The 6,464-nt window shown below is 56.0% G+C and carries 3 protein-coding genes and 2 pseudogenes; 3 read left to right on the forward strand and 2 right to left on the reverse strand.

Translation table 11 applies throughout. From position 1 onward, the window contains the following. The first annotated feature begins 467 nt into the window (after positions 1 to 467). Positions 468 to 1,184, forward strand: a complete 717-nt coding sequence (locus tag CRT23_RS26955) for a class I SAM-dependent methyltransferase (protein ID WP_103712568.1) — start codon at positions 468 to 470, stop codon at positions 1,182 to 1,184. Between the two features lie 436 nt (positions 1,185 to 1,620). Here CRT23_RS26955 and CRT23_RS26960 read toward each other — a convergent pair. Beyond that, positions 1,621 to 2,607 (reverse strand): annotated as a pseudogene (locus CRT23_RS26960) (IS630 family transposase). A 587-nt stretch (positions 2,608 to 3,194) separates the two neighbouring features. On the opposite strand from CRT23_RS26960, the gene CRT23_RS26965 reads away from it, so the two are divergent. Continuing rightward, positions 3,195 to 3,533 carry a transposase gene (locus CRT23_RS26965; RefSeq protein WP_103712569.1) on the forward strand — a complete coding sequence of 113 codons (339 nt, stop codon included), beginning with the start codon at positions 3,195 to 3,197 and terminating at the stop codon, positions 3,531 to 3,533. 751 nt (positions 3,534 to 4,284) lie between these two features. Next, positions 4,285 to 4,962 (forward strand): sugar transferase, encoded by a 678-nt coding sequence (locus CRT23_RS26970; RefSeq protein WP_181017501.1) that lies wholly within the window; start codon positions 4,285 to 4,287, stop codon positions 4,960 to 4,962. Positions 4,963 to 5,852: 890 nt separating this feature from the next. Here CRT23_RS26970 and CRT23_RS26980 read toward each other — a convergent pair. After that, positions 5,853 to 6,205, reverse strand: a pseudogene (locus CRT23_RS26980) (IS5/IS1182 family transposase); the annotation flags it as partial. Positions 6,206 to 6,464 lie beyond the last annotated feature (259 nt).

Genomic DNA, 6,464 nt, shown 5'->3' on the forward strand with positions numbered 1-6,464 from the left:
GGACCGTGGTGGTGGAGGCCGCCGACACCAACCGCTTCGCCGCCGGCAGCCCCGTGGGTCTGCGGATCATCGGCGGCCACGTGTTTGGAAATTGAGAGGAGTGTCCATTGGCACTGGTGCTTGTGAGATCGGGCGGAGCCGGCGAATGACGCGGTACCTAGATGGACACCGCAGCTGCCCAACCACTCAGGGCATAGCGAAACCAGCCTCGCGCCCATGGTACGAGTTGCAGGGTGCGCCCTGTTTAACGAGAGTAGCCCAGCATTGGGCGGAGCTGGTGAAGATTCTAGATTAGAGATGTCTCTACATTCTGGTTCAACGCCCTTTATCACTCCGTAACCGATGCCTTCGATTTCCTTGATCTGAGGATTTCGGATTTTTGGTTCGTTTATCGCAGTGTGCTAGTGTACAGTGCTGCGACCCTGATCTGAGACGTAGCCGCGCGACAAGTTTAAGGATTCAATAAGATGAGCGTACCAGTGCAGATGCACCATCAACAGGCAAGAGACGGTTACAAAAATGAGATCCGAGCACTCATGGAGGCTCGTCCGAATGTTCGCGTCCTAGAACTGGGCGCTGGGCGTTGGCCGATGTTCGCTCTTGATGAACTTCCTTCGACAGTTGCATCGTATACAGTCAACGACCTTGATCCCGCTTTGCTCAGTCAGGTTCCAAAGGGCTATGAAACTGCTTGCTTTGATGTTACCTCTGATGCGCACGATTTCTACGGAAAATATGATTTGGTCTTCTCACACTTTCTCGTAGAGCATGTACGCGATGGCATTAAGTTTCATCGAAACGTCTTCAACATACTTGCTCCAGGAGGCGTTGCCATTCACTTGCATCCCACGCTATTTTCGTTCCCCTTTGTTATAAATAAAATTCTGCCTGAGCAAACAACCCACAGCATCGTGAAGCTTTTTCGACGGAAGCGAATCGAGCGAGGCTACCCGAAGTTTCCCGCTCACTACTCATATTGCCGTGCTAGTGAAACAAAGATGCGCGGATATTTGTTACCCCTCGGTTTCGAAGATGTCCGCGTAAGGGCATTCTATGGACACCCGTACTACGACAATATTCCTGTAGTTAAGCAGCTTGGCAACATCATTGCAGGGGTTTGCGCTCGTTACAATTTGGAATCCCTTGCGTCATACGCATACGTTAGGACTCAAAAAAGAGCCTAAGTTTCATTCGCTTTCAGAGTTGGGGAATGGTCGGTATAGAACGTTTCGGAGCCCGGCTGTGTCACTCTCGTGGGTTAGGTATCACTCTTAGATCGACGTAGTACCACCTCGGGAGATTAGGAAAGCGAGATATCTGCATCACCTCCACCAACCGGCCTACTATCGCAGGCTGGTTCGGGCCCCTGATAAGATCGGCTCGTCCATCATCTCCATTGATATGAGTTGGCAGACTGTTGGAGCGAACATGGCGTGTTGCATTCTGCTTGAAGCAGACAGGCGCGTGCCATCCATGCAGGGCATGCAACCTCCGTGAAGACTCCCCTTCAAGTTGGAATCCGGTACTATCGTTCCGCATTTAGCGAGCTAGAGCGAGTTTCATGCAGGCTGCGACTCTCGAGGGCTTGAGTTAATGATATCAATTCTCATTGATTAGCACTCAGGCGCCCCCAGGGCGCAGTTTGATGGACATGATGCGCCACAGCTGGACGATAAGCTGTTTCGGGCGTTGCAGCAGTGGTCGGGTATACCGGCAGAGCATTCGAAGATCCGGTTGCTGAGCTAGTTTCGAGCATGAAATACCACAGGATCAAGCTCCAGGGAGCGGGCTGGAAGGTGCACGAGGGTGATGTTATCAGGCGCGGACAGCTTCCGGGCGATTTGCCAGCCGGCCTGATCGAACAGGAGTACGGCGTGAGCGCCGGGAGCCCCGGTCAAGGAGATTTCTTCGAGATTATGGGCCATGGCTGACGTGGTTCAGCCGATCAGGACCAAGCCCGCGCCGACGTCCTGTGCCGGGCCGATCGCGCCGAAGATGTTAGCCGAGGCCACGCGCTGATCCTTGGGGCTGAAAGTCACGTGCCGCGTCTGAGCGAATGTCGAGTGAGCGTATTCGCCTGGCCGATCTGGGCCTCATCGCAGAGCCAGACCTCTACCGGTTTGCCACCGAGAGCCTGCGCGATCTACGCCAGACTGTGGGCGAGGTTTTTCCGAAAAGAGCCGTGACCTCAAGGACTCGGGTGTGAGGGCGGGGACGCGCGGAGAGGTTGCGGTAGCTCATCCCCCCACAAGACCCGGCTCAAGGTCTGCTCGCCAGACCGACACCCCGTGATCCTCGCATAGGATCTAGGCCAGATGGCACAACTGCCACCGCACCACGCCGTGGGCGGCGGTTGTCAGCCCCGGTTTAACCAGCGCCTTCAGGACCCCGCGCTGCTCGGCGTTCAGGCGCGGATGGACCCCAGGGGTCGCGCACCGTCTGCAACCCGACCTCACAGATAGGGGGCGTCTCTGAACCCGAGCTACCCGTCGAAATCGCCCACAGCACCAACAGCCGACGCGTCTGCACCGGATCTGGCGACCCCTTGGCCAAGGCGCGCAGGGCCAGCACATCGAAGTCCGGGCGCAGCGGCACCGGAGCAGCCATTGCATCCTCTACAGCCTTTGAACCCGAGGAGAGAATCTCAATACGAACATCCAGGCTACCCCACGCGAGTCTCGCTTAACGAAAGCCGCAATTAAAAGAGGTCAGCTCGACGACTCCCTGATCATCCTGGACCTGCTCTTCTGCCGACAGCAGGTCGTTGGCCTCACTCTCAACGCGGAGCCAACTGCCCGCTCACGCTTGGTATCGATCAGGCGATGATCCCCGACGAGGACCGAGGCGAATTTGCCGAGCACGCCTTCGCTCGTGGAACCAACCTGCAATCCTGCTCCGACGCGTTCGACAACACGCACACTCCGTTCGTATGTCAACGCGTCTTCGCCTGCGACGGGCGAGCGGGTTTGCCACGCAGCGCGATTGGGCGAGGCTGACGACGGTGCTGGTGATCGAAACCATTTGTGGGGTGAAGAGTGTGGGAGCCGTGACGACGACGGTCCACCATGTCCTCAGCAGCTCGATCACACCATCCGCGGCGCTCTCTAGCTGTCCAAGCCTCGAAGGATGTTCACCCGATGTATGGGTGAGAGGTTGGGGTTGCGAAGCCAACCGGTCGTGACCGAGCGCTCCGGATGAAAACCTATGAGCATGCCTGCCAGACGGTTCATGGCCAGGCTCCCGAGCAAGGGACCGTGTCAGTCGCTCAGGACAATGCAAACACGCACGAGGACGACGCCGTCGAGGCCGTACTGCGCGACGCGGCTGCTCGCCTCATTCTGCTGGGCCTTCCGACCTACAGCCCTTGGCTGAACCCGACCCAGATGGTTTGGCGCCGGTTCTGTTGCGAGGTCACCCACTGCCAACTGGTCGCAACCATCGATGCCCGAGTCGAGGCCGCCCTTACATTCTTTGACCACTCTAACCGCAAGCTAGGCGGGGCCTGCTCCATCATCGAAACCTGTACCACGTGACTTTTGAAGTGGTACTTAGATGCTTAAGGGGGAACCGTCTTAGGCCTCTGCCTTTGGAGCACCTAAGTACTGCACAACTACAAGCCTGCGGCGCCTTCCAAGTCAAAGGACCATCACCACAAGCTTCAGAGGTCCCGCTGCCCTTTTGCGGCGCATCACCACCAGTTACGGCGGCCGAACAGGTTGTAAGCTGACGCTAAACGAAAATAATTCCGTAAAATGCAGCGCACACTAATCTACCCACTTAGAGAGGCCTAACTCTTTACATCAAGTCTGAATTATATTAGGGAAAGAACCGTTTCATACTTAACATCAAAGAGGGCCCTCACTAACTGAAATGGGCATAGACGGAAGTTGAAAGAAGACGAAGGAAGCGATCACGAGATCAGATCATAATTTAGTGCCTGCGTAGTTCCACCACGGGGAATAATGGAACCCTTCACCCCAATCACCCGTTCAAAGTTGTGATGGTTTGCATCACGGAAATGCGATGTGTCGTAGTGCGGACCCCGAAGTTTAATTTGGACACTTCTAGCGCAACCTGGGAAAATCTCAGCATTTGTGAATTTTGAAGCGGTTCTGAAATTATCGCCGTTTCGTACGAATGCGGCTGCTCCTCCTATAAGAGCTTCGGTATTTTTGAATGCTTGGCTCAGCTTCACCAACTTGAGGCTTGGCTTATTATATGGGAAAGGCTATACGGTTGGTCCGGCAGCGCAGAAATTTGGTAGGGTGGGTTTCAGCCTCAAAGATGCCAGAGAAGTCGATCCTCCCACCCCTGCCGAAGAGCGAGATAGATGCCCTGGCGGCACCGTTAGCTCGTGGGCGCGTACGGCCCCAACGAATCAGCAAACGGGGACTTGATGTTACTAGCGCTCTGCTAGCTTTGTTCCTGCTGGCCCCCCTACTGTTGCTCATAGCTGTCCTGATCTGGGTAGGAGACCGTAAGAACCCTATTTTTCGCCAGACTCGAACAGGTCGTTACGGAAAGACGTTCCGGATCTACAAGTTCCGTACGATGCGGGTACTGGAGGACGGGGCTGTCGTTCAGCAAGCCTCCAGAATGGATGCGCGCATAACAACCATCGGGCGGGTGCTTCGCCGAACCAGCCTTGATGAGTTGCCGCAATTGGTCAATGTGCTGAAGGGGGACATGTCTCTTGTTGGCCCACGCCCCCACGCTGTGGCCCACGATGAGTTCTACGGTCGCGAGATCCTGAGTTACGAGCACCGGTTTACTGCGCAGCCCGGACTGACCGGCTGGGCGCAGATCAATGGCTCACGCGGCGAAACGCCGACGATTGAGCATATGCGTCGTCGAATCGAATTGGATCTGTGGTACATCGAAAATCAGAGCTTCACGCTTGATGTACGCATCATAATACGTACCGCCTGGACCGAGTTGACCAGACGTACGAACGCGTATTAAGCACAATACAACAACAAAGGGTGTTCGTTTCTTGTCGGGCTGGTGCGGATCCACTCCGATGACATGTTCGTGCATTTTTTTACCTAGCACGCAAATTGAGGCGACCTCCATGAAGGGCATGTTCTTAAATATTGTACTTGGCGGTTTGCTAGGGCGATTTTACAGTATTAGACTCTTTTGGCTTTTTGTGCCCCTAGTAGCAGCAGAGATCATCTACTATCGCGTCATCTACGATCTCTCGGCAGCAGGGTGCCTGCGGCGCGGTTTAGTGCTGATTGTAGCTGCGGAGTTTGCTTTCCTCCTGGGAGCGTTGTTTCGTCCTTTCAACGAGACAACTCGACGAAGTCGTGGACGCAGCGCTTAATCGCACGTTGCAATTCATTGGACCACTGGCTGATACGCGATTACGGCGCGTCTGGAACGGTGTCTAAAGCAAGCGCGGCCTGAGCACTGACCTTATTCCAGAGTAGTAGGATGAAGCTGGGAAACTGGTTGATTGGCGTGGATAGCGATCCGATGCGTGACCCTGCGGTGAAACAGCCCGTATCTGGCAGCGGGCAGTCAAGTGCATCAGTTGCGGCGGAAGAGTTGTGTTGTGCTCAGGCGCAGGCTCGAACTCTCAGGCGAGGTCCAGTGGTTCGCCTGCGGCACGAAGCAGCTCAAACATCTGCCAACGGAGCTCGGTCAGGAGCCCGATAGAGTAACGACTTCGGGTGCGGCGATTGGTATAAAATTTTATCCGAACATCGTCCCATGGCGCCCAGCTCCTGGAGTGCAACCAAGTTCGCCTCATTGGCAGAGCCAGCATCCGCCGAGACCTCTCCCACGGCTGCTCGCCCGAAATGAGCCAGGACCTAATTCACCAGAGGCACGAGGAAGCGGTCGTCCGCCGAGCTGGCTACGAGGTGGCCCTTGCGTAAATCCGCAATAATGCGGAAGTCCGACCGCTCCAGGCTCGTCGTCTCCATGACGTCGACGTGCTCCTCGCAGGCCCGGGCGAGTTGACACGAGGAGTGCAGACCCCGGCGGTAGCCGTAGAGCACGAGCGCCACTATCCTACCCGATGGTAAGGCGGGGAGCGGCCCTCTTCCCTTTCGGTGTCCAGAATGGCGGAGGGGTCGAGCACCTCTTGCAGCGTGTCTTGCACAGAGTGCACCATGCACGCTCGCGGCACTAATTCGTGCAGCGAGGGCGGCAGCAGCCAGCTCTGATCCACGTCCCAGGAGTGAAACACCTTGGCCATGTGCAGCGTGAATCACCTTGTCGATCGGCCGCTGGAATCAACACTTGGACTGGCTCGAACAAGCATTGGACATCGGATGAACATCTCAGGCGGAGGAACTCTCACTATCCATTAAGCCAGCACAATCTCCCGACTGTATGTCTCGCGTATCGCTGCCGTTATGAGTTTGGCTGTCGGGAGCTTCAGTCGGGAAGACACGACAGCCGCACAAGGGCGCCTGGTTTACAGGAAGGCGAAGTCACCCGCATGGAGGTTGGCC

It is taken from the genome of Methylobacterium sp. V23 (genome assembly GCF_002917135.1).
Taxonomy (GTDB): Bacteria; Pseudomonadota; Alphaproteobacteria; order Rhizobiales; family Beijerinckiaceae; genus Methylobacterium.